We start from the raw sequence: 25,857 nt of genomic DNA on the forward strand, positions 1-25,857 counted from the left end.
CCATTCCAGCAAAAGAACCGGACATGAGGAGGAACCCTGCGTGAAAATATACGACTACTTCCGGTCGTCGGCGGCCTACCGGTTGCGGATCGCCCTGAATTTGAAAGGCTTGGCGGCCGACCGCAGCTTCATCCACCTGCGCCGCAAGGAGCAGAGCGCACCCGATTACCTCGCGGTCAACCCGATGGGGCTGGTGCCGGCATTGGAGGTTGACGGCCGGACGCTGACCCAGTCGCTGGCAATCATCGAATATCTGGACGAGACCCATCCGGCCCCGGCGCTGCTGCCGCGCGATCCGCTCGACCGCGCCTGGGTCCGGTCGGTGGCGTTGGCCGTCGCCTGCGACATCCACCCCGTCAACAACCTGCGCATCCTGAACCACCTGCGCGACGCGCTGGGCCAGGACGAGGCGGCCCGCAACGGCTGGTACGCCCATTGGGTGGCTGAGGGGTTTCGCGGGCTGGAGGCGATGCTGGCCAATGACGACCGTGTCGGCCGCTTCTGCTTTGGCGACGAGCCGACGCTCGCCGACATCTGCCTCGTTCCGCAGGTCTTCAATGCCGAGCGGATGAACTGCCCGCTCGACCCCTACCCCACCATCCGCCGCATTGCCGCGGCGGCAAGGGCGTTGCCCGCCTTCCGGGCTGCCGAGCCCAGCCGCCAGCCCGACGCCGAATAACCGATTTCACACCGGAGGAAATCCTGAGATGACCGACTACGTCTTCACCCCCGCCGCCATCCCCGCCGCCCCCGTCCGCGGCAGCGACGCGCTGTACCCGATCAACCGCATCTTCTGCGTCGGCCGCAATTACGAGGCCCATGCCCGCGAGATGGGGGTGCAGGTCGACCGCGAGGCGCCCTTCTACTTCACCAAGTCGCCCGGCACCTATGTCCCGACCGGGGCGACCGTCGCCTATCCGCCGGCGACCGAGAACTATCATTACGAGATGGAACTGGTCGTCGCCATCGGAAAGCCGGCCTTCCGCATCGCGCGGGAAGAGGCGCTGGACGTCGTCTACGGCTACGCCTGCGGTCTCGACATGACCCGGCGCGACCTGCAGCTCGCCGCCCGCGCCAAGCAGCGGCCCTGGGACATCGGCAAGGATTTCGAGGACTCGGCCGTGTTGTCGGAGATCGTCCCGGTGGCGGAGTGCGGCCATCCGACCAGCGGCACGCTGGAACTGCGTGTCAACGGCGAGACGAAGCAGTCCACCGACCTGACGCTGCTGATCTGGTCGGTGCCGGAACTGATCTCACACCTGTCCACCCTCTATCATCTGCAACCCGGTGACCTGATCTACACCGGCACGCCGGAGGGCGTCGGTGCCGTCGTGTCCGGCGACGTGATCGAAGGCTCCATCGCCTCGGTCGGCACCATCGCGCTGACCATCGGCGAGCGGGCCTGACGGGGCGGCCGGGGCGGAGGAACGCGGACCTCCGCCCTGCCCTCCCAGATCGCCAGGGACCCTCAGGCCGACGCGGGCCGCAACTGGTGTTCCAGGAAGAAGCGCATCATTTCCGCCGTGGCGTCCGGACCTTGCGGGTCGGTGTAGGAGCCGGTGGGGCTCCCGCCCGCCCAGGCATGTCCGGCGCCATGGATGGCCCATAGCTCGCACAATGTCCGGCCGGACGGGTCGGTGTGCAGGGTTCGGCTGTAGGAACGCCGGCCGGGGACTTCGCCGTGTTGCACCTCGGTGCCAACGCCGGCCGCCGCGGCGACCGCCCGGGCGGCCACCTGATCGCCGTTTCGCGGGTGGACGGTGGTATCGCGATCGCCGTGGAAGATGATGGTGGGTGTTGGCTGGCCGGTCCCCGCCCTTCCTGTGCCTGCCTTGCCCATGGGGCCGCGGTCGCCCTGGCGCATGACGGCAAGGGCGGAGGGAAGGTCGTGTGCGGCGCCGGCAGGCAGGCCGGAATGCACGCCGACCGCCGCATAGAGGTCGGGATAGGCCTCTCCCATGATGGCCGCGGCGGCACCGCCGGCGGACAGCCCGGCGATGTAGACCCGGTTCGGGTCGATGGGATGGTCTTGAATGATCCGGCGGGTGATGCCGGCCAGCAGGTCGGGCTCCCCCTGTCCGTGGCGCTGGTCTTCGGGTTTGAACCAGTTCCAGCAGCGCTGGGCATTGGCCGAGGCCGGCTGTTCGGGGTAGGCGACGTAAACGCCGTGCCGCTCGGCAAAGGCGTTCATCCGCGTCCCCGCGGCGAAATCGTCGGGCGACTGGGTGCAGCCGTGCAGCATCACCACCAGCGGACGCAGCCCGTCGCCGCGGTTGGCCGGCACATAGAGCTTGTAGGCCCGCGTCCCCGCCGCACCGCTGTGGGACGCCGTCGTGAAGGACGCACCATCCGGCAGCGGTTCGGCGGGCGGGCGTGGAGCACCGGTTCCGCCGCCCCGCAACCCCGTCGGCCGCAGCCGCGCGGCAAGGCCGCGCAGGGTCTCGCCGAGGCCGGTCCTCGCGCCCATTCCGGAGCGGCTTCCCGCCATTTTGCCGGCCGACCGCGCAGGATCCTGGGTGTCGCTGCGAGCCTGCGATCCGGGAGCGGAATCGAGGCGCACGAACTCTCCCTCCAGCACTGTCGGATCTGGAACGGTGGGGCCCGGCGCGGCGGCCGGAGCAGCCGCAGGATCGGTCGCGCCCTCTCCCCGCAGCAGGCGCTGGATCAGGCCGGTCGCCTCGGCGAGCCGGCCGGCCCGGGTCAGGCGGGCGACCTCGTCCATGCCGGGCGGCATGCCGGTGGGGCGTGTTTGGGACATGTGGGTGCTTTCTGGGTTCGGGGATGACGCCGGCATCGGCGCTGTGGGACGCATCAGCGGATGCGGTCGGCGAGCGCCGCCTTGACGGCGGGGGCCGCGTGGAGCGCGCCGAGGACGGTCAGCGTGGCGATGGTGGCACGGGCAAGCTCGGGCGACACGTCCTGGGCGATGGCGGCAAGCCCGAGGACGCGGATGTCCAGCATCCGCCCTTCGGCCTGCACGGCTTCCAGGTCGGCGCGGCTGAAATGGCGAAGGCCCAAATCGACGCTTTTTCGCGTCACCGATTGGCGGACCACGTCGGCGTGTTTGTCGACCTGATTGCGGATGGCGGTGCGGATGAAGTCGGTGCGGTTCGAATAAAACCCCTCCTCCACCAGCAGGTCGATGTGGCCCAGGTCGACATAGCCGAGATTGATTGTGATCTTCTCGCTGTCACCGGCTTTCGGTCGCAGATCCCGCGCCACGTCGCTCATCATATTCCATCCATCTACCATCCGATGGGATGGTAGATGGATGGCGAAAGCCCGCCGTTCAAGCCCGACCCCAATGTTTTCGGAAGACCGTCGGCGTCATCTCCCGCCGCCGGGGGCGGCCTGACGCAGCGCAATAGAAAAGGGGAGCCCGAACGCTCCCCTTTTTCCGTCACTTCACAAGTGGGCAGCCACTAGCCTTCGGGTCGATGTAGGCCTGCGTCCCAGGGATCTTCTTGATGATCTTGAAGTAATCCCAGGCATATTTGGATTCGGCGGGCGTCTTGATCTGCGCCAGATACATGTCGTCGAAGACGCGGCCGTTATCGGCGATCTTCGCCTCCTTCATCATCATGTCGGTGACGGGCATGCTGCGCATCTTTGCAGCCACCTTGTCGGCATCGTCGGTGCCGGTCTCCTGCACAGCCTTCAGGTAATGCCGGACCGCCGAATACACGCCGGCCTGATTCATCGACGGCTTGCGGCCGGTTCGCTCCTCGAACTTCTTCGACCAAGCGCGGGTCTCGTCGTTCATGTCCCAGTAGAAGGAGTTCGCCAGCATCAACCCCTGCGCCGTCTCCAGCCCGAGCGCCTTGATGTCGTTGACGTTCAGCAGCAGGCCGGCCAAGGTCTGCCCGCCCTGGGGAATGCCGAACTCGGCCGCCTGCTTGACGCCGTTGATGGTGTCGCCGCCGGCATTGGCGAAGGCCACCACATCCGCGCCCGAAGCCTGCGCTTGCAATAGGTAGGAGGAGAAGTCGGATGCGCCCAGCGGATGGCGCACGCTGCCCTTGATCGTCCCGCCGAGCTGCTTGACCGTGTCGGCCGCCTCGGCCTCCAGCGAATGGCCGAAGGCATAGTCGGCGGTGATGAAGAACCAGCTCTTCCTGCCCTGCTCGACCAGCGCGCGGGCGGTGGCGGAGGCGACGGCATGGTTGTCCCAGGTCCAATGGAAGCCGTAGGGGCTGCAATCCTTGCCCGTCAGGTCGGTCGAACCGGGACCGGACATCAGGAACAGGCGCTTCTTGTCCCGCGTGATCCCCTGCACGGCCAGCGCGGCGGCCGAATTCGGCACGTCGGCGATCACGTCCACCTTTTCCGTATCGATCCACTGGCGCGCGAGGTTGGCGGCGATGTCCGCCTTGTTCTGGTGGTCGCCGACGATGATCTCGATCTTCGTGCCGTTGATGGCGTTGCCGAACTCCTCGGCAGCCATCCTTGCGGCCACCGCCGATCCTTCACCGTTGATGTCGGCGTAGATGCCGGAGCGGTCGGACAGCATGCCGATCTTGATGACAGTGTCGGACATCTGGGCCTGGGCCGGGGTTGAGGCCGAACCCGCGGCCAGCGTGGCGAAGGCGACGCCGGCGAGAAGGAACTTGCGCATCTTTCACTCCCATTTCTGACAATTCTTGGTGATTGGGGCAGTCGCCGGCGACGGCGCCGCCCAATGGGTCACGGCACGTGGACTCAATGGGTGGTATAGCCGCCGTCGACGGGAAGGACCGCGCCGGTGATGGACGCCGCGACGTCGGAACAGAGGAAGGCGATGGCTGCGGCCACCTCCTCCGGGCCGATCAGCCGGCCGGTCGGCATCTTTTCCAGGAATACCGCCTTTAGGACCTGATCCTCCGGCAGGCCGGTGACCTGCGCCTGCTGGGCGATCTGGCGCTCGATGATCGGGGTCAGCACCGTGCCGGGGCATACCGCGTTGCAGGTGATGCCGTGGGGGGCGAGTTCGATCGACACCGACTTGGTCAGGCCGATGATGCCATGCTTGGCGGCGACATAGGCCGGCTTGTGCGGGGCGCCGACCATGCCCAGCACGGAGGCCGTGTTGACGATGCGTCCCCAGCCCCGCTCCCGCATCGCCGGCACAGCCGCCTTGATGGTGTGGAACGCGGCGCTGAGATTGACCGCCAGCAGCAGGTCCCATTTGTCGTCGGGAAACTCGTGCAGAGCGGCGACATGCTGGATGCCGGCGTTGTTCACCAGGATGTCGATGGGGCCCAGCAGGTTCGCAGCTTCCGCCATCATGGCGCGGGCCTCCTCCGGCCGGCTGAGATCGGCGGCGGAATAGACGATCCGGGTCCCGCTCCGCTCGGCGATCTCGGCACAGGTGCGGTCAATCTCCGCACGGTCGCCAAAGCCGTTGACCATCACATGGCAGCCCCTGCCGGCCAGTTCCCGCACGGTCGCCAGCCCGATCCCGCTGGTGGAACCGGTGACCACGGCGATTCTGTTCTGCATCTATCGGTCCTTAATTTAGGAAAGCGGGACGGCTCAGAAGGCCACCTGATCGGCGCCCTTGAGGTGGAGCATGGCGCGCGCCTCTTCCGGGGTGGCGACCTCCAGCGACAGTTCCTCGAGGATACGGCGGATCTTCGCCACCTGCTCGGCACTGTTCCGCGCCAGCCGGCCCTTGGCGAGATAGAGGCTGTCCTCCAGCCCGACCCGGACGTTGCCGCCCATCACCGCGGCCATGGTCGTGAAGGGAATCTGATGGCGGCCGGCGGCCAGCACCGACCATTCGTAATCCTTGCCGAACAGGCGGTCGGCGGTTTCGCGCATGAAGACGAGGTTGCGCTCCTCCGCCCCGATGCCGCCCAGGATTCCGAAGATCGTCTGGATGAAGAGCGGCGTCTTCACCAGCCCGCGATCGAGGAAATGCGCGAGATTGTAAAGGTGGCCGACGTCGTAGCATTCGAACTCGAAGCGCGTGCCGCAGCCCTCGCCCAGATGTTCCAGAATATAGGCGATGTCCCGGAAGGTGTTGCGGAAGATGAAGTCGTCGGTGCTGCGCAGGTAGGGCTCTTCCCAGTCGTGCTTCCAGTTCTTGTAGCGGTCGGCCAGCGGGAAGATGCCGAAGTTCATCGATCCCATGTTGAGCGAGCACATTTCCGGCTTGGCCAGCAGCGGAGCGGCGAGCCGTTCCTGAACCGTCATGTTGAGCGAGCCGCCGGTGGTGATGTTCAGCACCGCGTTGGTGGATTGCTTCAACCGCGGCAGGAACTGCATGAACACCGCCGGATCCGGTGTCGGCTGTCCGGTGCGGGGATCGCGGGCGTGCAGGTGCAGGATCGCCGCCCCGGCCTCGGCCGCCCCGACACCCTGCTCGACGATCTCGTCGGGCGTGACCGGCAGGGCGTCCGACATGGTGGGCGTGTGGATCGAACCCGTCAGTGCGCAGCTGATGATGACTTTCTTGCCTGGTGCGGCCATGCAAGGCCCTCCTGTATGAGTCCGCCCGTCGGGGCTGCGGACGATTGAAGTTTGAACGTCGCCGAGCGGCTGCGGTGGCCGCTACCGGCGTTCGAGGCCATCCAGCCGTTGAAGATGCGTTGCGAGGGTGGTTGCGATCTCCTCCCGCTGCGCGTCGGTCCAGGTCCGGAAACCGGCGCCGGTCTTCATGCCCAGCCGCCCAGACGCGACCAGATCGCGCAGAAGCGGCAGCGGGCCGGGACTGCGGTCGAGATCAGGCAGGACATGCTCATGAACCGCGAGGGTCAGGTCGGTGCCGACAAGATCGGCATTCTCCAACGGTCCCAGCACGGCGAGCCGTCGGCCGAAACTCGCCTTGACCACGGCATCGACCGTTTCGGCATCGCACACGCCGTTCTGGACCAGGGCAATCGCCTCGCGCCAAAGCGCGTGCTGCAGGCGGTTGCCGATGAAGCCGGGAACATCCTTGCGGACATGCACCGGCGTCTTTCCGATGGACGTCAGCAGACCGATCATCGCGGCGATTGCGGCATCGCTGCTGTCCTGGGTTTGGATCACCTCGACCAGCGGGATCAGATAGGGCGGGTTCCACCAATGGGTGCCCATGGCGCGGGACTTGTCGGAAAGCGGCTCCATGATCCGCGTGATCGGGATGACCGACGTGTTGCTGGCCAGAAGCGCATGGGAAGGTGCGGCCGCTTCGATGGCGGCGACGATGCGTTGCTTGAGGGCAAGGTCCTCCGGCACCGCCTCGATGACGATGTCGGCGCCGGCAACGGCACCCGCCAGCGTTTCGTGCAGCTCGATCAGGTCGGCGGTGGCGATGTCTTCGCCCAAAACCTGCAGATTACGGCGGACATGGGCGGGAATGGCAGCCCGGCGTTCGGCATCGGGCTCCTGGATGGCGACACGATGTCCGGCGGCGGCAAATGCCTGTGCGATCCCGTGCCCCATCAGTCCGCCGCCGATGATCGCGATGCGCTGGTTTGTCATGGCGCGTGCATATCCCCCTTTGCCCGACCTGAAGCCTGTGCCCCTCCACCCTGTCCTGCCAAGGCCCGCAGGTCGCAAGGCGGATTGTTCGGGTGGCGCGCATTTTGGAAGGGATGGATAGCAACGCGCGTGCCACATAGGATAACTGTTTGAAAGGAAACGATATGTGCCAAGCGGCGCTCAATATGGGTCGGAGCCGGATTTAGCGATTGCTGACAGTCGACTGGCGCAAAGGCCGAAACACCCATGCAAATCGGCACTTCCGCCGCGTTCACTTTTCTGACAGTTAATGTACGGTATATTGACAGTCAGCGACACCAAGGAGCGTGGCATGCATAAGGATCCGGCCGGTCATTTCGCTGCGGCACGTGCGCTGATGGTGATGATCGACGAGATGATCGACGGCGCCATCTTGGTCGATCGGGATGCGCGCCTCGTCTGGTCGAACGACAAGCATGTCTGGTTCAGCGACAAACAGATCGCGACCCTTGGTTTCCGGTCGCCGGCGGACGCGATCGGCCAGCCGGTGGAGCGCATCATTCCGCACAGCCGGATGCGCGAGGTGGTGGAAACGGGCCGGTCTTTGCCGCTCGACATCATGCGCTATGGCGAGCACACGCTGCTGGTGAGCCGTCTGCCCCTGCGTGACGAGCAGGGGCAGGTCATCGGCGCGCTTGCCTTCGCCCTGAAAAACAGCCTGACGTATCTTCGGCCCATCGCCGACCGCTTCAACAAGCTGCAGTCGCGCCTGACTCGTGTGGAGCAGGAGTTGGCGGCGAGCCGGGCCTCGCAATACACGGTCGAGAACCTGATCGGCTTCAGCCAGCCAATGCTTCAGGTTAAACGGCTGGTGCGCAGGGCCGGTCAGATCCGGTCGGCGGTCCTGCTGCTCGGCGAAACCGGAACCGGCAAGGAACTGGTAGCGCAGTCGATCCATGCCTCCTCGGATCGTGCCCATCGTCCCTTCGTCGCCGTCAACACCGCCGCAATTCCTGAAAATCTTCTGGAAGCGGAGTTCTTCGGCGTCGCACCGGGGGCATACACGGGTGCCGCCCGCCAGCCGCGCCCCGGGAAGTTCCAGCTTGCCCATGGCGGGACGCTGTTTCTCGACGAGATCGGCGACATGCCGCAGCCGTTGCAGGCCAAACTGTTGCGTGCCCTGCAGGAAAGCGAGGTCGAGCCGCTGGGGTCCAATCAGGTCATCAAGGTCGATGTCCGCATCATCGCGGCAACCAGCCGTCCCCTGGCCGACATGGTGCGCAACGGCACATTCCGGGCGGACCTGTACTACCGGCTCAACGTCTTTCCGATACAACTGCCGGCGCTCCGTGACCGCAGGGACGATCTTGAAATCCTTGCCCCTCTGTTCTCGGAGAAAATCGCCATCAGTCTCGATCAGCCGATGCGCGAATTCACGCCTGCGGCGCTGGAAGTATTGCGACAGCATGATTGGCCCGGCAATGTCCGTGAATTGGCCAACGTCATCGAACAGGTCTATGTGCGCACCGAAGGTGAGCGCATTACGGCCGAGGATTTCGCGGACATCCTTCCGAGCACCGCTATCCAGTCCCCGACCCCACCCGACCGGAAGCAGTCCCTGACCGCCGCCATGGATGAGTTGGAACGGGCGCTCATTCTGGAAGCCCTGGAGGCGAGCCGGGGCAACAAGCTCGAAGCGGCCCGGAGGCTCGGCCTGTCGCGCACGAACCTTTATGCCAAACTGCGCAAGCACGGCATTGCCGCGCATCCGGAGGACTGATGCCGCATGCCGGAAGAGGCATCGGCGCTGCCGCGACAGTCCCCGTTCCTTGCAATCGATGGGACAAAATGTCGCAGCTTCCGCTCTTCCGGAGGAAGATGGCCGCATCCACCCGGCGTAGCCTTCTCTTCGACATGGAAGGGAGGTTGACGTGGCAGTCTCTTCGAATGAACCATCGCCCATAAATCAAAGGGACCTTCGAAACGCCTTCGGCACGTTCCTGACCGGTGTAACGGTCGTCACCGTGCTTGACGAAGAGGGAAATCCCCGCGGGATCACGGCGAATTCCTTCACGTCCGTTTCGCTCGATCCTCCGCTGATCCTGATCTGTATCGGCAACCGGTCTTTCAGCTTTCCAATCTTCTGCACTGCGCCGTCCTTCGCCGTGAACCTGCTGCATGAAGGACAAGCCGACGTCTCCAGCCTTTTCGCCTCCCGTTCGCCCGACAAATTCCGCTCGACCGGGTTCGGCCCGAAACACACCGGCGCACCGGTCCTGACCGATTGCCTCACCTGGTTCGATTGCACGGTGCATGACCGCGTTATCGCCGGCGACCATCTCATTCTCATCGGCCGCGTGCAGGCATTCGGTCAGAACGCGACGGAAGGGCGGACGGCCCCGCTCGGGTTCTGCCGGGGCAGCTACACGACGCTGCGCGACGCTTCGGACGTCGGTGGCGAGACACCGCACGGCATAAGGATCGGCTACCTCGTCGAATCCGACGACGGCATCCTGCTGCAGTCTGACGGAGCGGGCGGATGGCAGTTGCCGCGCGGCCGCAGCCGCAAGGCCGAATGGACGCTGCCGCTGGCGGACGGGGGCACGCTTCCCCTGCGGCCGGATGACAGCTTCCTCTATTCGGTCTTCGACGTTGCCGGACAGGATGCCGGCTGTCTGGTCTACCGCGCCCGCCTCGCGGCCGACGCGGCGACCGCGACGCTGCCGCCGGGCTTCCGCTTCTTTGCTCTCGCCTCCCTGCCCTTCGACGCCATGCCAATGCGCGAGACACGGGCGATGCTGCGCCGCTATGTCCGCGAACGGCAAGCCGACCGCTTCGGCATCTACATCGACTCCAGCGATGGCGGACGGCTGGCGATGGTCGACGGCAGCACCTCTCCCTGGATCGGCGCTTTTGCCGAAAACGGCTGACCTCCCGCCGTTCCTCCACAAAATACGAGATCGCGATGCATACCACCTGCAGATCGCTCGAAGGCACCCGCCGCAGCCTCTATATCGGCGGACGGTTCGTGGAACCGAAAAGCGGCCGCTATATTCCGAGCTACGATCCCACCACCGCCGAACCCTGGTACGAGCTGGCCGACGCCGGCGCGGAAGATGTCGACACCGCCGTCGCCGCGGCGCGGGCCGCGTTCGCCGATCCAGCCTGGCGGCGCATGACCCAGAGCGACCGCGGCAAGCTGGTGCGCCGCCTGGCCGAGCTGATCCTCGCCAACGCCGAAGAACTGGCGCTGATGGAAACCCGCGACAACGGCAAGCTGATCAAGGAGATGCGCGCCCAGATGCGCGCCATCCCCGACAGCTACCTCTACTTCGCCGGGATGGCCGACAAGCTGCAGGGCGACACCATCCCGGTGAACAAGCTCGACATGCTGAACTTCAACATGCGTGAGCCGCTGGGCGTCGTCGGCATGATCACGCCGTGGAACTCGCCGCTGATGCTGCTGACCGGCACGCTGGCGCCTTGTCTCGCCATCGGCAACACGGTGGTGATCAAGCCGTCGGAACACGCCACCGCCTCCACCCTGGCGCTCGCCGAGCTGGTATCGGAAGCGGGCTTCCCGGACGGCGTGGTGAATGTGGTGACCGGCGGCGGCGGAACCGCCGGAGAGGCGCTGACCCGCCATCCCGGCATCGCCAAGATCGTCTTCACCGGCAGCACCCAGACGGGCAGCCGCATCGCCGCCAACGCGGCCGCCAACCTCGTGCCCTGCCAGATGGAGCTGGGCGGCAAATCGCCCCATGTGGTGTTCGGCGACGTGGACATCGAGCGGGCGGTGAACGGCGTGGTCGCCGGCGTCTTCGCCGCCGCCGGGCAGACCTGTGTCGCCGGGTCGCGCTGCTTCGTCGAGGCCTCCATCTACGACCGCTTCGTCGAAGCCCTGGTCGCCCGTACCGGACGCATCACCGTCAACCACCCGATGGAGGAGAACACCGACATCGGCCCGCTCGCCTTGTCTGCGCAGCTCGCCAAGGTCGAGGGCTATGTCGCCTCCGGACTGCGCGACGGCGCCCGGCTGGCAGTCGGCGGCCGGCGGCCCCAGGCGGCCGGGCTGGAAAAGGGCTGGTACTACGAGCCGACGGTACTGGCCGATGCCCGCAACGACATGGGCTTCATGCGCGACGAGATCTTCGGGCCGGTCGTCGGCGTGGTGCCCTTCGGCTCCGAGGACGAGATGATCGCCATGGCGAACGACACCCGCTACGGCCTCGCGTCCGGCATCTGGACCAGCGACATCGACCGCGCCATGCGCTTTGCTACCCGGATCGATGCCGGGACGGTCTGGATCAACACCTACCGCGCCGCCGCCTACATGTCGTCGAACGGCGGCTTCAAGCAGAGCGGCTACGGCCGGCGTGGCGGCTTCGACGTGATGCGCGAGTTCTCGCGGTCGAAGAACGTCGTCATCGATTATTCCGGCGCCATGCAGGACCCCTTCGTCATCCGGCTGCGCTGATCCGCCCCGACCGGGCTTCTTCTCCCCCGAACAAAGGACCAGGACATGAAGTTCGCCGTCGCGCTCTCCATGGAGCGCTTTTCACCGGACACGCCGATGAGCGACGTGACCAGCACCATGCTGGAACTGGTGAGAATGGCCGACCAGGGCGGTTTCGAGACCCTGTGGACTGCCGAGCATCACACGATCGAATGCACGATCTCCCCCAACCCCTTCACCATCCTGACCTGGCTCGCCCAGCACACCGAGCGCATCCGGCTCGGCACCGCCACGATCGTCGCCCCCTACTGGAGCCCGATCCGTCTGGCCGGGGAGGCGGCGCTGTGCGACCATCTGACCGGCGGCCGGCTGGAGTTCGGCATCGCCCGCGGCGCCTACCAGTACGAGTTCGACCGCATGGCCGGCGGCATGCCCCAGCAGGAGGGCGTCGCCTACATGAAGGAGCTGGTGCCGGCGGTGCAGAAGCTGTGGGCCGGCGACTACGCCCATGACGGCCATTACTGGAAATTCCCTCTCGCCACCTCGGTGCCCAAGCCGCTGCAGACGCCGCACCCGCGCATCTGGGTCGCGGCCCGCGATCCCGGCACCTTCGATTGGGCCGTCGGCATCGGCGCCAGCATCCTGTCCACGCCGCTGGCAGCGCCGGCCGCCGAGATCGCCGTGCTGGGCGAAAAGTTCCGCAAGGCGGTGGCCGACCATCCGCAGGTGCCGCGCCCGCGCTTCATGATGCAGCGCCGCACCTGCTGCTACGAGCGGCCGGAGGAGGCCGAACTGGCAGTACGGCACAGCATCGACTATGGCCGCAGCTTCGAGAACCTGTTCCAGAACATCGGCACGGTGACCAACGGTTTCCCGACTGCAGTCTCTTACGAGAGCGTCGCCGGCCGCGACAATTACAAGCCGGAAAATGTCCTGAAGAACCTGATGTTCGGCACGCCGGACGAGGTTATCGAAAAGCTGCTGGATTACGAGGCGGCGGGCGTGGACCAGTTCTCCCTTGGCCTGTCCTTCAACCTGCCGTTCGAGTTGCAGCGCAAGACGCTCGACCTGTTCACCCGAGAGGTGCTGCCGGTCTTCGCCGCCCGCGAGCGGGACCGGCAGCGCGAGGAGGAGCGCCGCCTCGCCGCGGCACCGCCGCGGATGGTTGCGGCGGGACGCTGACCATGTCGGACTCCCGTCACTTCAAAATCGGGCCGGTGACGCTGAACTACCGGCTCGACGGTCGGGGACCGGAACCGCTGGTCTGCGTCCATGGCGTCGGCTCCTATCTGGAGGCCTGGAGCGGCGTGGTCGAGCGGCTCGCGGACCGCTTTACCATCCTGACCTTCGACCTGCGGGGTCATGGCGGCTCCACCCGCATCAAGGGCCGCTACGAGATCGACGATTTCGTCGGCGAGACGCTGGCTCTGGCCGACCATGTCGGGTTCGACCGCTTCAACCTGGCGGGCTTCTCGCTCGGCGGACTGATCGCACAGCGCCTGACCCTGAACCATCCGGAGCGCGTCAAGCGGCTCGTGCTGCTGTCCACCGTCGCCGGCCGCAATCCGGAGGAACGGCGGCGGGTGCTGGATCGCCTTGCAGCGCTGCAGGCCGGCGAGCCGGGATCGCACTATGACGCGTCCCTGTCGCGCTGGCTGACGGAGGGGTTCCAGGAACGCAATCCGGACCTGATCCGGGTGCTGCGTCGGCGCAACGCCGAGAATGATCCAGACTGCTACGCCGCCGCCTACCGCGTCCTGGCGGAAACCGACTTCGGCGGCTTCCTCGACCAGATCCGCTGTCCGACCCTGATCGCGACGGGCGAAGAGGATATCGGCTCCAACCCGCGCATGGCCCGTACCATGCACGACAGCATTCCCGGTTCCGAGCTGCACATCCTGCCCGGCCTGCGTCATTCGATCCTGATCGAGGCGCCGGACGCGGTGGCGGGGCTGATGGGACGCTTCCTGACGGCCGCAGGCAATCTTGCCGACCACCCAACGGAGACCGCAAGCCATGGATAAGCCCCTGCAACGGGCAGGCGAACGCGTCCGACGCGACGTGCTCGGCGACGCCTATGTCGACCGCGCGATGGCTGCGGCCGACGATTTCTCCCGGCCCTTTCAGCAGATGGTCAACGAATATTGCTGGGGGCAATGCTGGGCGGACGATGCGCTCGACCGCCGCCAGCGCAGCCTGCTCAACCTCGGCATGATCGCGGCGCTGGGCCGCATGCACGAGTTCGAGCTTCATTTGCGCGGCGCCATCCGCAACGGCCTTTCCGATGCCGAACTGCAGGCGGCGCTGATCCAGATCGCGGTCTATTGCGGCATTCCGGCCGGCGTGGAGTGCTTCCGCATCGCCCGCAAGATTCGGCAGGAGATCGCCGCTGACGGCGAAGGAGGCGCGCCATGATCGTCGAGGAACGAATCTACCGCATCCGCTCAGGCAAGCTGCGCGACTATCTGGCGCTGGTGCAGGACGAAGGGCTGGAGATCCAGCAACCGATCCTCGGCAACCTGATCGGTTACTTCGTCAGCGAGATCGGCCCGCTCAACCATGTCGTCCATATGTGGGGTTATGCGGACTTCGAGGACCGCACCACCCGCCGTCGCCGCCTCTCCGAGGATCCGCGCTGGCAGGCATTCATCCCGAAGCTGACGGCGCTGATCGAAACGGCGGAAAACCGCATCCTGCTGCCGACCGCCTTTTCGCCCCTGAAATGACGGAGGGGCGTCGCCCGCATGCTCCGGATCACCGGAATAATTGGGCTGCGTTTCCTCTGTTTGACGGGAAGACATGAAGAGGCTCAGCTTTTCTAAATGGGCATAAGTAAAAAACTTTAAGAGCAGGGAAAGCCCACCGACCACAACGATGGGAGACGGTTGTGACCGAACGACTGAGGGTAGAGAATCTTTGTAAAGTTTTCTCCAAATCTCCCGAGCCGGCTCTGAAAATGCTCGCGGCCGGCGCGAAAAAATCCGAAGTGCTGGCAAAAACCGGAATGGTCGTAGGGTTGAACGACGTTTCACTGTCGGTGCAGAGCGGCGCCATCTATATGGTGATGGGGCTGTCGGGTTCGGGCAAGTCCACTCTGGCGCGCTGCATCAACCGGCTGAACGAACCGAGCGCCGGCCGCATCCTGCTGGACGGCCAGGACATCGTCACCGCCGGCGAGGCGGAACTCCGCGACATCCGCCGCACGCGGATCTCCATGGTGTTCCAACACTTCGCCCTGCTGCCCAACCGCACCGTCGCCGAGAATGCGGAATTCGGCCTGAAGCTCCAGGGGGTAGCCCCCCAGGTCCGGCGGCGTCGGGCGGAAGAGGTTCTGTCCATCGTCGGGCTGGCCCGATGGGGCAACCATTATCCACACGAATTGAGCGGCGGCATGCGCCAGCGGGTCGGGCTGGCCCGTGCGCTCGCCACCGACGCCGACGTGCTGATCATGGACGAGGCGTTCAGCGCGCTCGATCCGCTGATCCGCACGGAAATGCAGGACGAACTGCTGCGCCTCCAACGCACGCTGAAGAAAACCATCCTGTTCATCACCCACGATTTTCAGGAAGCGCTGAAGCTCGGCACCCGGATCGCCATCATGGCCGACGGCGAACTGGTCCGCGAAGGCACGCCACAGTCCATCGTGCTGGAACCCGGCAGCGACTATGTTGCTGCCTTCACCCGCGAGGTCGACCGTTCGCGCCTGTTCGACGCCCGTTCGGCGATGAGCCCGGTGCAGCCCGTTCCGCTGGCTGCCGGGCTGTGCCTCGCCGAGACCGGCGACGGCGGCGGACTGGTGCTGGACGACGGCGGGCACGTTGTCGGTGTGCTGGACACAGAGACGCTGCTGGGCCTGCGCGACGGCAAGCCATTCGGCGACGCCAATTTCGGGAGCCTTCGCAAGGATTTCGTCACCGTGCGCGAAGGCGACAGCCTCCTCGACGCCGCCCGCGCTCACCGGGCCGGACGACCGATGGCCGTTGTCGACGAGGAAGGCCGGCTGACCGGAACGCTCGCCGGCGACCGTATCCTGGCCGGCATCGCGTCGGCCCCTCCTCACCCCGCGGGAGGCCTGCATGCTTGACGCCAACGATCTGAACGTCTTCCCCGTCGATGCCTGGATTCAGGACGGCGTCGCCTGGATCGCGCTGAACCTGCGCCCCCTCTTCCTCGCCATCAAATGGCCGGTCGAATATGTACTGAGCCTCAACATCTTCCTGCTTCAGGAGATCCCCTTCCTCGCCGTCGTGGCGGTGGCGGTGCTGCTGGCCTGGCGACTGGCAAGCCTGGGCGTCGCCTGCTTCACCGGCGTCGCCCTGGTCGCCATCGCCGCCCTGGGGGTGTGGTCGGAAGCGATGACGACCCTGTCGCTGATCACCACCGCCATCGTCATCTGCGCGGCCGTCGGCATCCCGATCGGCATCGGCTGCGCCCGCAGCGACCGGCTGTGGGGCGTGGTCCGCCCGATCCTCGACATCATGCAGACCACCCCGACCTTCGTTTATCTGGTTCCGGTGGTGATGCTGTTCGGCGTCGGCACGGTGCCGGGCGAGGTGGCGGTGGTGACCGCGGCGGCGCCACCGCTGATCCGCTTCACCAATCTCGGCATCCGCATGGTCGAGACCGAGATGGTGGAGGCCGGCCTCGCCTTCGGCGCCACCAAGCGGCAGCTGCTGTGGGAGGTCCAGCTTCCCCTTGCCGTGCCGACGATCCTCGGCGGTCTGAACCAGACGGTGCTGACCGCGATGGTGATGTCGGTGGTCGTCGCCATGATCGGGGCGGAGGGACTGGGGCTGGTGGTGCTCCAGGGTCTCGGACGGCTCGATGTCGGCCGCGCCGCGGTGGGGGGCATCGCCATCGTGCTGCTCGCCATGGTGCTCGACCGCATTACCCAGAAGATGGCTCAACCGGGCGGCCCCGGCGGACGTCCGCTGCTTCGCAGCCTGCGGGCGCTGGTCCGCTCCGGCCCTTCGGCGGAGGACAAGGGTGTCTCCCGAACGGCCGTCTCCAACCCCGTCATCTCCAGTCCGGACCAGTGATCCCGGCCTGCGCCGTACTTCCAATCCCGGCCTCATCCTTTCCCGTCCCGACCCCGTTCGAGGAGACCGCCATGCCCTTCTTCACCGCCAAGTCGGCCGCCAAATCCATCGCCGCCGCCGCGTTCCTCGCCCTGGCCTGCGCCCAGCCCTCGCTGGCCGCCGACCAGCCCGGCAAGGGCAAGACCATCCGCTACGCCCAATCCGACAGCCTCGGCGCCAACTACGTCACCGCCCAGATCGTTTCCGCCGCCTTCAAGGAACTGGGATATTCGGTCAAGCTCAGCACCCTCAGCACGACCCTGTTCTTCCAGGCTGCCGCGCAGGGTGACCTGGACATCGCCACCGACATCAATTTTCCCCAGCGCGAGCCCGCCTTCCGCAAGGTGGAGCAGCAGGCGATGATCGTCGGCGACGGCCTGATCAAGGAAGGTGGCGTCAACGGCTACCTGATCGACAAAAAGACGGCGGACGCCCATCACATCACCTCGCTTGAGCAGATGAAGGATCCGAAGATCGCTGCGCTGTTCGGCAAGGGCGGCAAGGCCGATCTAGTCAATTGCGATCCCGGCTGGAGCTGTGGCGACGTGGTCGATTACCAGCTCGACAAGTTCGGCCTGAAGGACACGGTCAACTCGGTCCGCGGCAAGTACGAGCCGCTGATGGTGGAGGCCGTCGCCCGCGTCCGCCGCGGCGAACCGGCCTTCTTCTATGCCTGGAGCCCGTCCTGGGTCACCAACACGCTGATCCCGGGCAAGGACGTGGTCTGGCTGCCCACCCCGTTCGACGCACTGCCGCCGTCGGTGCCCAACAAGGGAACCGCCCTCGTCAAAGGTGTCTCGGGCTGCGCCGGCGGTGCCGATCCCTGCCGGATGGCCATGGCGTCCTGGAACTGGAACACCGTCGCCAACCGCGACTTCATCGCCGCCAACCCCGCAGTGAAGGCACTGGTCGAATCCATAGGCTTCCCGCTGCAGACCTGGGCCGGCTGGGAACGCAGCATCAGCGAGAAGGGCGCCAGCGAGAGCCACATCCGCGCACTCGCGCAGGAATGGCTCTCCGCCAACAAGCCGACGTTCGAGCAATGGATCGCCAGCGCCAGGGCGGCAAGCTGAACCGTCGCGCGAGACAGCCACGTCGCCGGCCGCACCCACGCAGTCTGGCCGGCGACGGGATCGAGACACCGGAAAAAGCGAACGGACAATCATGGACATCGGACTGCGCAAGATCTCCACCTTCATCGAGGAGACCATCGTCGAAGGCGGCAAACCGGCGGAACGGCCGATCACCTCGGTCGTCATCGCCGCCGTGCTGCGCAATCCCTGGGCCGGCCAGGGCTTCGTCGAAAACCTGCGGCCGGAAATCCTGCGGGTGGCGCCGGTGCTGGGGGCGGAGATGACCCGGCGGCTTGTCGCCCTGATGCCCGCCGAGCGTATCGAGGCCTACGGCAAGGCCGCTTCGGTCGGCGTCAACGGCGAGGTCGAGCATGCCTCGGCCCTGATCCACACCCTGCGCTTCGGCAACATGTTCCGCGAGGCGGCGCAGGGAACCACCTTCCTCAGCTTCACCAACACCCGCAACGCCCCGGGCGCGCTGCTCGCCCTGCCGATGATCCATAAGACCGAGACCGGCAAGCGGGCCCATTTCCTGACCGCGAACTTCCAGGTTCCGGACGCCCCCGGCCCAGACGAACTGCTGGTCGCCATCGGAGCATCGGACGGCAGCCGCGCCCACCCGCGCATCGGCGACCGCTTTCTCGACATGCAAGAGATGGAGGCCGAAAAGGCCCAAGCCCCCTACCGGACCTGAGCCGACCGGAGTTGCCGAGAGTGATGCCACCGCTGCTGCCGGTCATGGCCGCCGCCGTTCTGCTTCAGGCCGGCAACGGACTGCTCCAGGCCCTGCTGCCGTTGCGCATGCAGGCACAGGGCCTGTCGGCGGCCGATATCGGCATGGTTGCGTCCGGTTACGGCATCGGCTTCGCCGCCGGCTGCCTTGCCGCCCCCAGGGTGGTCCGCCGTCTCGGCTTCGTCCGTGCCTATGCCGGACTGGCCGCGCTCATGGCGATCCTCGTCCTCGCCTTGCCGCTCGCTGGTGGCGGCATCGGTTGGTTCCTGTTGCGCGCGATGACCGGCATCGGCTTCGCCGGGCTGTTTACCGTCGTCGAGGGATGGATCGGCTCCGGAACGCAGAATGGGCAGCGTGGGCGCATCCTGGCGGTCTACATGGTCACCACCAAGCTGGCGCTGATGGCCGGTCCCCTTCTGCTCGACCCCGGCGGCGACCAGCCCTTCCGGCTGCTGATCCTCCTGATCCTGCTCTCGGTGCTGCCGGTCGCCGCCGCCCGCCCGGCCCGCCCGGCCCTGCCGACGGCCGTGACGCTCGATCTGCGCGGGCTGTTCAGGCTGGCGCCGTCAGCCCTGGTCGGCTGCTTCGCGGTCGGCGTGGTGACCGGCACGATGATCGCGTTCGCTCCGCTGTACGGGCTGCGCATCGGCATGTCCGCGTCGGCCGCCGCCGCACTGCTCGTTGCGCTCCAGGGCGGCAGTCTGCTCGCCCAATGGCCGCTCGGCGCGTTGTCGGATCGGCGAGACCGGCGCATCGTCATCGCGGCCGTGGCGGCGAACGGCGCCGTTCTGTCCGCCGGCATGGCTCTGCTGCCGGACGGAAGCCCGGCGTGGCTGGTATGGACGGGGTTTGCGCTGTGGGGCAGTCAGGTTTTGTGCATCTACGCCCTGTGCGTCGCCCATGCCTGCGACGTGGTGCCGCCGGGCCGCATCGTTCCGACGGTCAGCGGCCTGCTGGTGGTCTGGGCCGTCGGAGCGATGATCGGCCCCGTCCCCGGCGCCCTGCTGATGGACAGGTTCGGCCCGTCGGGCCTGTTCGTCTATGCCGCCGCCGGCTGTGCCGGACTGACCGGATTTGTCCTGATCCGTCGCGCCGTACGGGAGCGGGCGGATACGGACGGTCGAACGACTTTCTCCCCGCTGCCGGCCGAAAGCCTGACCGGCGCCGCGATCTCCAAGCCGCGCATGGCCACCGACGCGGCAAGCGTTGAGACGGCGGGCGGCGAACCGTCGGAGAAACGCTGAGGTTCCAGCTTTTTCCGACCGCCTTAGTCGGGTTAGAGTCAGCAGGATTTGATCCGGGGCCTGTCCCTTCAGCGGAGGAAATGTGGTCGAGACATCGCGCATCCAGTCGCTGCGCGTGGTGGCAAGCCTGATCAATTCGGGCGGCGATCTGGCGACGGTGCTTCAGCGCCTGGTCCTGGCCGCCTGCCGGCATGCCAACTGGTCGATGGGGTCGATCATGGCGGTGGACGTCGAGCATGGCTATGCCCTGGTCGTCGTCCGTCACGATCCGACGCTGATCCAGCGCCCCCTGCCCGACCGCTGGGAGTTGGCGACCAGCCCATCGCTGGTCGCCCTGCGGCGGAACGAGCCTGTCTTCATCCCCGACGCCCGGGTGTCGGAGGAATTTCCCGGCTACCGCCGGGAGGCGTTCGAGCGCGACTATCACAGCGTGCTGGTCGTGCCGATGAACTGCACCGACGACAGCGGCCGGCCGCTGGTGCTGAGCGTCGTGTCCCGAAGCATCGTCGAGGTGAGCGAGGAGGATCTGACCTTCATCGGCATGATCGTCCAACTCGGCGAGATCGCTGTGGAGCGCCAGCACCGGTTGCGGGCGGAGTCGCTTGCCGCCGAACGATTGCAGCGGGCGCTGGAAGTGAATACGTCGCTTCTGCGGCAGGCGCTGGAGGACGGGGCGATGGCAACTCTCCTGCCACTCTTCCGCGACATGCTGCCCTACTCGATCGTCATTGTCGACTTCACCGCAAACCTCGTCACCGCTGACCGGGCGCCCTGCGGCAGCGACATCGGCGATGCCGACTGGCAGGCGGCGGTCGCGAGCAGCCTCGCCCCGTCGATCATGAAGGCGGCGCGCGATGCGATTGACCATCCCGCCGCCGGCGAAGCGACCCTGTTCTGGGAGGTCGGCGGTAAGCGCATCCGTACGGCCCCGCGCATCGAGCCGTTGACGGCCGACGGCGAGGTGGTCGGCGCGCTGATGATCTTTCCCGGTCCGCAGCCCTACCGGCAGTCCGATCAGCTCCTGCTCGACGGCATCAAGCATGCTCTCAGCATCCAGATGCTGCGCAACGTCATCCGCTTTCGCTACGAGAACCGGACGCTCACCGATCTGTTCTTGGAACTGGTGGAACGGCGCTGGCGCGATCATCGCGACATCGGGGAGCGCGCGCTGCGGCTCGGCCTCAACCTTGACCTGCCGACCCAGATGATCGTGGTCGGACTGCCCGGCCGCAGTCCGCGGGCGGTGAGCGCCGCGGCCGACCTCCACCTTCCGGTCCAGCGGTTATTGGCGCCGAGCGGGGTGACCGGTACGTTCGTCACCGTTCCGGCCGGACTGGTCTGCCTCATTCCTGCCGTCGACGAGCGCAGCCTGGGACCGGTCAAGCGTCTGATGGCGCAGATTGCGCGTTCCGTCGCCGACATCCTGCATGCCGAGCCTTTCGTCGTGCTGACGAGCCGTTGCACGGCGCCGCCGGACTACGCGGAGGCGTGGGAGCGCTCGTGGCGGATGATCCGGATCGCCGAGGAGTTCGGTCGCCCCGGCGTGCTGGATGCCCGGCAGTTCGGCCCGCTTCCCATGCTGCTGGCCGCGGCAAACACCCACGAGGTGCGCGGCTATGTCGCCGACAGCATCGGCGCTCTTGTCGATTACGACCGCCGGCATGGGACGCCCTACCTGGAGACGCTTTCCGCTTATGTGAAGACCGGATGCCGCACCAAGGCCTGTTCCGACCAGCTTGGCGTACACGTCACCACCCTGCGCTACCGCTTGACGCGCATCGCCGAGTTGTTCGGCATCGACGTCGAAAGTCCGGAACGGCGCTTCTCGGTCGAACTCGCCATCCACTTGAGCGGGGTCATAGACCAGACCGATTGATCCCGGACTGGCCGGCCCGTTCATCCCCCGACCATGAGGGCTCGACCAGGTTCCGTCAGATCGCCGTGTTGTGCACCAAAGCTCCTGCGGATCAGTTGCGCGGTGCCTCACCGGACCGCCGAGATCGGTGGCCAGTGATGGACGAAACCGGCGTCGCGCTCCAATCTCCGGCCGAGGCGGATCAACCGCCGCTCCTCGCCCGGACGCGCGATCAGTTGCAGGCCGAAGGGAAGCCCTTCGGCATCCGGAGCCGGAAGCGTCAGGACCGGAAACCCAACCAGCGTGACGATGGCCGTCACGCCGAGATAATCCAGGATCGTCTCCACCGGCCTGCCATCGACCGACGTCACTTCACCATCGTCGTTCGGCCAGGGCAGCACGCCGCAAGCCGGAGCCACCAGCACATCGATGTCCCGGAACAGCGCGACGAAGCGGCGGTACAGCGCGGTTCGCGCCGCCTGCGCCTCCAGATAGGCTTCAGCGGTGATGCCGCTCCCCGCCTCGATATTCCAGCGCACGGTGTCGGTCAACCGGTCGCCATCCCCGTCCAGCAGCGATCCGTAGGCGTGGCGGATCTGCGCGGCGCGCAGCGTGCGGAAGGTCGCCATGGCATCGCTGCAGTCGGGATGACGGCGGACGACCGGACCAGCCGCATCCTCCAGGCGGGCGACCGCCGCGGCGAAGCGCTCCCGCACCGCTTGCGAGACGGTCGCAGCGCCGAAATCGACCGTCGCCCCCAGGCGTGAGGCCGCCCCGCCGTCGCGGTCGTCCGTGAGCGACAGCAGCGACGTCGGATCGTCGGGATCGATGCCGGCCATGGCGCCGAGCATCAGGGCGCAGTCCGCGGTATCGCGCGCAATCACCCCATGCGTCGCCAGCGTGTCCCAGCCCAGCGCCCGTTTCGGCGCCGGAACCAGTCCGGGCGTCGGCCGGATCGAAGCGACGCCGCAGAAGCCCGCCGGCACACGCACCGACCCGCCGAAGTCGGTGCCGTGGGCCAGCGGCACCATGCCGGCAGCCACCGCGACGGCCGATCCACCGCTCGACCCGCCGGAGGTCAGCCGTGTGTCGAAGGGGTTACGTGTCGGCCCTGCCAGTCGGTTCCGGCAGATCGCCCCGAAGCCGAATTCCGGCGTGTTGGTCTTGCCGATGACGATGCCGCCAGCCGCCTCGATCCGGGCCACCGCGACATCGTTATCCGTCGGCACATGGTCGGCGTAAAGCTCGGACCCGTAGGTGGTGCGGATGCCGGCAGTGTCGGTCAGGTCCTTGACCGCCACCGGCAGGCCATGCAGCGGCCCGACCGGCCGACCAGTCCGCGCCAGAGTGGCGTCCAGTTCCCCGGCCTTCGCCAGCGCCTTGTCCGCTGCAACGGTGATGAAGGCGGACAGGACGGGATCGGTCTCCGCGATGCGGTTTAGATGCGCCTCCACCACCATGCGGGCCGAAAGTTCCCCACAGGCCAGACGGGCGGCCAAGGCAGCCGCGCTGTCCCGCCACAAGACGTCGTTCTGCACAGACATCCATCAATCTCCCAACGATGGCGCCAAAAGCGGCAATTGCATCCGGCTCCCGCCCAAGAAGGCGGCACACCCAGGTATGCGACACAGGCACATTACACCATGAACATAGCTATCAAATTGGATTATATGATGAAAATAGAAATCGGCATGCCGTTTGCTTAGGTAGGGCGTGATCTTACGGCAACGCGAAAGGGACGGTGCAGCCATGGTCAGCGCTTCGCCCAACGGCCCGGCTTCCCCGCGCGGGCAGACGCTCCTCCTGGATGGGATTACCCAACGCTACGGCGCTTCACTCGCCGTGAACGAGGTGACGCTCGACATCCGCGGCGGCGAACTGGTGGCCCTGCTCGGCCCCTCGGGCTGCGGCAAGACGACCCTGCTCAGGATCATCGCCGGCTTCCTGGCCCAGACGAAGGGCCATGTGATGGTCGGCGGCCAGAGCGTGGACGGCCTGCCGCCCAACCGCCGCTCCGTCGGCATCGTCTTCCAGAACTATGCGCTGTTCCCGCACATGACGGTGGCGGAGAATGTCGCCTATGGGCTGGATGCGCGCGGCGTCGACCGCGCCACCCAGCGCAGCGAGGCGCAGCGCATGCTCGACATGGTGAAGCTGGGCCATCTGGGCGAGCGCACGCCGCGCCAGCTGTCCGGCGGCCAGCAGCAGCGCGTGGCGCTGGCCCGCGCGCTGGCGGTCAATCCGTCGATCCTGCTGCTGGACGAGCCATTCGCCGCGCTGGACAAGAACCTGCGGCTCGACATGCAGATCGAGGTCAAGCGCATCCAGCGGCTTTCGGGCATCACCACCATCCTCGTCACCCACGACCAGGAGGAGGCGCTGTCGATGGCCGACCGCGTCGCGGTGCTGAGCCAGGGCCGGCTGGAGCAGTTCTCGCCGCCGACCGAGATCTACGACGCGCCCGACAGCCTGTTCGTCAACACCTTCGTCGGCTCGGCCAACCTGCTGGGTGGCGTGCTGGTCGAAGGCGACCGCTCCGCCGGGCGGGTGCGACTGGACGCCGGCGGCATCGTCGAGACGCGCGCGCCGAAGGGCGATCTGCGCCCCGGCGCCCGCGTCACCGTCTGCCTGCGCCCGGAACATCTGAGCGTGGTTCCCACCACCCACATCAACGCTGCCAACGACGCCGAGACGCTGAACGGCGTGGTCGAGATGGGGCTGCCGCTCGGCGCCACCGTCGTCCACGAAATCCGCATCGGCGACGGCAGCGCCGTCAAGGTATCCGAACCGCGCATCCAGCGCGCCGAGCTGCTGGCCCCCGGCACGCCGGTGCGCCTCACCCCGGTCGCCCCACGCCTCGCCTCGGTCTTCGCCGCGGCCTGAAATCCCCTCCGATCCACCCACCTCCTATCACCTTCAGGAGTGAACGATGCTGCTGACCCGCCGCAATCTGATGCAGACGGCGCTGACGCTGGGTGCAATGCACGCCTTCCCCGGCCTGACCTGGGCGCAGGCGCGCCCGCTGGTCTTCGCCACCTTCACCGGCAGTTGGGAGGAGGCGCACCGCGCCGTGCTCGTCCCCGCCTTCCGCAAGGCGACGGGCGACGCCAACATGGTGCTCGACCCGATGCTGTCGGTCGACCAGATCGCCAAGGTGAACGCCGCCAAGTCCAACCCGCCGATCGACGTCATGCTGCACGATCCGGGACCGGCGCTGCAGGCCATCGCCCAGGATCTGGTCGAACCCTATCCGGTCGAGAAGAGCGCCTATTACAAGGATCTGATCCCGGCGGCGCAGGAGCCGATGGGGCCGGCACCCTTCTTCCAGGTGGTCGGGCTGACCTACAACCCGGAAACCATCAAGACGCCGCCGACATCCTGGGCCGATCTGTGGAAGCCGGAGTACAAGGGCCGCGTCGGCATCACCAACATGAACTCGACGCTCGGCACCGGCTTCATGGTCGAGCTTGCCAAGATGCATGGCGGGTCGGAGGCCAACATCGATCCGGCCTTCAAGGCCATTGAATCGCTGCGCCCCAGCCTCGCCGCCGTCGCCGCCAATCCGGGGCAGCTCGCCACCCTGTTCCAGCAGGGCCAGATCGACATCAGCCCTGGCAACTTCAACGCCATCCAGATCCTGAAGGCGCGCGGCGTGCCGGTGGAGTTCGTCGCCCCGAAGGAGGGCGCCATCGCCTTCAAGACGACGATCCACATCGTCAAGAACTCCCCCAACAAGGAGCTGGCCTTCAAGCTGATCGAGGCCGCGCTGTCGCCGGAGGTGCAGGCGACGCTGATGGAGGAGCCGTACCTGATCGTGCCGACCAACACCAAGGTCGCCATGAAGGGCGAGATCGCCAAGGCGCTGGCCAAGGACCATGCCGAGATCGCCAAGAAATTCGTCTTCCAGGATTGGGACAAGATCAACGAGCAGCGCGCCGCCTGGATCGAGCGGTTCAACCGCGAAATCCGCATCTGATCCGACCACCAAAGCCCGCC

The 25,857-nt window shown here is 66.6% G+C and carries 24 protein-coding genes; 17 read left to right on the forward strand and 7 right to left on the reverse strand.

What is annotated here, in order from left to right:
* Window positions 1-40: 40 nt before the first annotated feature.
* Together maiA and PWS46_RS29775 are read left to right on the forward strand one after the other, a co-directional pair.
* Entirely contained in the window at window positions 41-679 is a 639-nt protein-coding gene (gene maiA, locus PWS46_RS29770) for a maleylacetoacetate isomerase (RefSeq protein WP_434625876.1), read from the forward strand.
* A gap of 28 nt (window positions 680-707) precedes the next feature.
* A complete protein-coding gene (locus tag PWS46_RS29775; RefSeq protein WP_434625878.1) occupies window positions 708-1,406 on the forward strand; it encodes a fumarylacetoacetate hydrolase family protein in 699 nt (232 codons plus the stop codon).
* A 62-nt stretch (window positions 1,407-1,468) separates the two neighbouring features.
* Here PWS46_RS29775 and PWS46_RS29780 read toward each other — a convergent pair whose 3' ends face one another.
* The 6 genes from PWS46_RS29780 to PWS46_RS29805 all read right to left on the reverse strand — a co-directional run bounded on the left by PWS46_RS29780 (window position 1,469) and on the right by PWS46_RS29805 (window position 7,443).
* A complete protein-coding gene (locus tag PWS46_RS29780; RefSeq protein WP_434625880.1) occupies window positions 1,469-2,758 on the reverse strand; it encodes an extracellular catalytic domain type 1 short-chain-length polyhydroxyalkanoate depolymerase in 1,290 nt (429 codons plus the stop codon).
* A 53-nt stretch (window positions 2,759-2,811) separates the two neighbouring features.
* Window positions 2,812-3,231: a CopG family transcriptional regulator gene (locus PWS46_RS29785; RefSeq protein ID WP_434626046.1), complete on the reverse strand. Its 420-nt coding sequence runs from the start codon at window positions 3,229-3,231 to the stop codon at window positions 2,812-2,814.
* A 169-nt stretch (window positions 3,232-3,400) separates the two neighbouring features.
* A complete protein-coding gene (locus PWS46_RS29790) occupies window positions 3,401-4,615 on the reverse strand; it encodes an ABC transporter substrate-binding protein (protein ID WP_434625882.1) in 1,215 nt (404 codons plus the stop codon).
* A gap of 83 nt (window positions 4,616-4,698) precedes the next feature.
* Window positions 4,699-5,478, reverse strand: coding sequence for a 3-hydroxybutyrate dehydrogenase (locus PWS46_RS29795; RefSeq protein ID WP_434625884.1), 780 nt, complete (start codon window positions 5,476-5,478; stop codon window positions 4,699-4,701).
* A 33-nt stretch (window positions 5,479-5,511) separates the two neighbouring features.
* The gene (locus PWS46_RS29800; RefSeq protein WP_434625886.1) at window positions 5,512-6,450 is read right to left on the reverse strand and encodes a 3-keto-5-aminohexanoate cleavage protein; all 939 of its coding nucleotides are present in this window, start codon (window positions 6,448-6,450) and stop codon (window positions 5,512-5,514) included.
* Window positions 6,451-6,531: 81 nt separating this feature from the next.
* Window positions 6,532-7,443 (reverse strand): 3-hydroxyacyl-CoA dehydrogenase family protein, encoded by a 912-nt coding sequence (locus tag PWS46_RS29805; protein WP_434625888.1) that lies wholly within the window; start codon window positions 7,441-7,443, stop codon window positions 6,532-6,534.
* Between the two features lie 331 nt (window positions 7,444-7,774).
* Here PWS46_RS29805 and PWS46_RS29810 point away from each other — a divergent pair, with 331 nt between their 5' ends.
* The 13 genes from PWS46_RS29810 to PWS46_RS29870 all read left to right on the forward strand — a co-directional run bounded on the left by PWS46_RS29810 (window position 7,775) and on the right by PWS46_RS29870 (window position 21,882).
* Window positions 7,775-9,202 carry a sigma-54 interaction domain-containing protein gene (locus PWS46_RS29810; RefSeq protein ID WP_434625890.1) on the forward strand — a complete coding sequence of 476 codons (1,428 nt, stop codon included), beginning with the start codon at window positions 7,775-7,777 and terminating at the stop codon, window positions 9,200-9,202.
* A 151-nt stretch (window positions 9,203-9,353) separates the two neighbouring features.
* Window positions 9,354-10,352, forward strand: coding sequence for a flavin reductase family protein (locus PWS46_RS29815; protein ID WP_434625892.1), 999 nt, complete (start codon window positions 9,354-9,356; stop codon window positions 10,350-10,352).
* Window positions 10,353-10,387: 35 nt separating this feature from the next.
* Window positions 10,388-11,899: an aldehyde dehydrogenase gene (locus PWS46_RS29820; RefSeq protein ID WP_434625894.1), complete on the forward strand. Its 1,512-nt coding sequence runs from the start codon at window positions 10,388-10,390 to the stop codon at window positions 11,897-11,899.
* A 45-nt stretch (window positions 11,900-11,944) separates the two neighbouring features.
* Window positions 11,945-13,060 carry an LLM class flavin-dependent oxidoreductase gene (locus PWS46_RS29825; RefSeq protein ID WP_434625896.1) on the forward strand — a complete coding sequence of 372 codons (1,116 nt, stop codon included), beginning with the start codon at window positions 11,945-11,947 and terminating at the stop codon, window positions 13,058-13,060.
* A 2-nt stretch (window positions 13,061-13,062) separates the two neighbouring features.
* A complete protein-coding gene (locus PWS46_RS29830; RefSeq protein ID WP_434625898.1) occupies window positions 13,063-13,902 on the forward strand; it encodes an alpha/beta fold hydrolase in 840 nt (279 codons plus the stop codon).
* Window positions 13,895-14,293 (forward strand): carboxymuconolactone decarboxylase family protein, encoded by a 399-nt coding sequence (locus tag PWS46_RS29835; RefSeq protein ID WP_434625900.1) that lies wholly within the window; start codon window positions 13,895-13,897, stop codon window positions 14,291-14,293. Before PWS46_RS29830 ends, PWS46_RS29835 begins: the two co-directional genes overlap by 8 nt.
* Entirely contained in the window at window positions 14,290-14,604 is a 315-nt protein-coding gene (locus PWS46_RS29840; RefSeq protein WP_434625903.1) for an NIPSNAP family protein, read from the forward strand. Before PWS46_RS29835 ends, PWS46_RS29840 begins: the two co-directional genes overlap by 4 nt.
* Before the next feature lie 161 nt (window positions 14,605-14,765).
* Window positions 14,766-15,962 (forward strand): quaternary amine ABC transporter ATP-binding protein, encoded by a 1,197-nt coding sequence (locus PWS46_RS29845; RefSeq protein WP_434625905.1) that lies wholly within the window; start codon window positions 14,766-14,768, stop codon window positions 15,960-15,962.
* Window positions 15,955-16,917, forward strand: coding sequence for an ABC transporter permease (locus PWS46_RS29850; RefSeq protein ID WP_434625907.1), 963 nt, complete (start codon window positions 15,955-15,957; stop codon window positions 16,915-16,917). The genes PWS46_RS29845 and PWS46_RS29850 overlap by 8 nt, the downstream gene beginning before the upstream one ends.
* Before the next feature lie 71 nt (window positions 16,918-16,988).
* A complete protein-coding gene (gene proX / locus PWS46_RS29855) occupies window positions 16,989-18,029 on the forward strand; it encodes a glycine betaine/L-proline ABC transporter substrate-binding protein ProX (protein ID WP_434625909.1) in 1,041 nt (346 codons plus the stop codon).
* Between the two features lie 91 nt (window positions 18,030-18,120).
* Window positions 18,121-18,723, forward strand: a complete 603-nt coding sequence (locus PWS46_RS29860) for an amino acid synthesis family protein (RefSeq protein WP_434625911.1) — start codon at window positions 18,121-18,123, stop codon at window positions 18,721-18,723.
* A 23-nt stretch (window positions 18,724-18,746) separates the two neighbouring features.
* Entirely contained in the window at window positions 18,747-20,006 is a 1,260-nt protein-coding gene (locus PWS46_RS29865; RefSeq protein ID WP_434626048.1) for an MFS transporter, read from the forward strand.
* 82 nt (window positions 20,007-20,088) lie between these two features.
* Window positions 20,089-21,882, forward strand: a complete 1,794-nt coding sequence (locus PWS46_RS29870) for a helix-turn-helix domain-containing protein (RefSeq protein WP_434625913.1) — start codon at window positions 20,089-20,091, stop codon at window positions 21,880-21,882.
* 107 nt (window positions 21,883-21,989) lie between these two features.
* Here the strand turns inward: PWS46_RS29870 and PWS46_RS29875 are convergent, their stop codons facing one another.
* Complete coding sequence (locus tag PWS46_RS29875; protein ID WP_434625915.1) at window positions 21,990-23,405, reverse strand: amidase; 1,416 nt, start codon at window positions 23,403-23,405, stop codon at window positions 21,990-21,992.
* A 205-nt stretch (window positions 23,406-23,610) separates the two neighbouring features.
* Between PWS46_RS29875 and PWS46_RS29880 the strand changes: the two genes are divergently transcribed.
* Both PWS46_RS29880 and PWS46_RS29885 read left to right on the forward strand, forming a co-directional pair.
* Complete coding sequence (locus PWS46_RS29880; RefSeq protein ID WP_434625917.1) at window positions 23,611-24,744, forward strand: ABC transporter ATP-binding protein; 1,134 nt, start codon at window positions 23,611-23,613, stop codon at window positions 24,742-24,744.
* Window positions 24,745-24,790: 46 nt separating this feature from the next.
* Entirely contained in the window at window positions 24,791-25,837 is a 1,047-nt protein-coding gene (locus tag PWS46_RS29885; protein WP_434625919.1) for an ABC transporter substrate-binding protein, read from the forward strand.
* Window positions 25,838-25,857: the final 20 nt, after the last annotated feature.

Source organism: Azospirillum sp. B2RO_4, assembly GCF_051124815.1.
Lineage (GTDB): Bacteria > Pseudomonadota > Alphaproteobacteria > Azospirillales > Azospirillaceae > Azospirillum.